The 577-nt window shown below is 51.6% G+C and carries 1 protein-coding gene; it reads right to left on the bottom strand.

Annotated elements, in window-relative coordinates; all coding sequences use genetic code 11:
- Nucleotides 1–516 (bottom strand): FAD-binding oxidoreductase (locus ACTHUR_RS16395; RefSeq protein ID WP_440399737.1); only part of this gene is annotated, 516 nt, incomplete at its 3' end.
- Between the last annotated feature and the right edge of the window lie 61 nt (nt 517–577).

Genomic DNA, 577 nt, shown 5'->3' on the forward strand with positions numbered 1-577 from the left:
GTGGGAAACCAGTTCGCCGTTTGGTAAAACGACTTCCAAACCCAATACCAAATCACGCATGCTGCCATAACGCAAGACATTCAAACCGCCGGCATTACAGGCGATATTGCCGCCGATTTGGCAAGAGCCTTCGCTGGCCAGGCTGAGCGGAAACAGTCGTCCGACTTCGGCTGCCGCCTTTTGAGCATTTTGCAAAATCACGCCTGCTTCAACCGTCATGCTGTTGTCGGCAAGGTTGATATCGCGGATACGGTTGAGCTTGGAGAGATTGAGCAGTACGCCTTCGCTGGTTACCGTTGCGCCGCATAATCCGGTATTGCCGCCTTGCGGGGTTACGCGGATGCGGTTTTCAAAACAGAAACGCATGATTTTCTGCACACTTTCGACAGAGTTCGGCTGTAAGACAATATCCGGCGAAGAAACAAAACGACGGCGTTGGTCGTTTAACAAGGCCGGAGTGGCTTCGATGATTTCAGAGGCGGAAAGAAACTCAGCAAAACGGTCGTGAAGGTGCATGGCAGTCAGGCGGAAAAGTTGGGAAGTGGAGTGTGAAGAATGTAAAAAAGCAGGATACGCA

This window comes from Neisseria sp. P0021.S007, assembly GCF_051956855.1.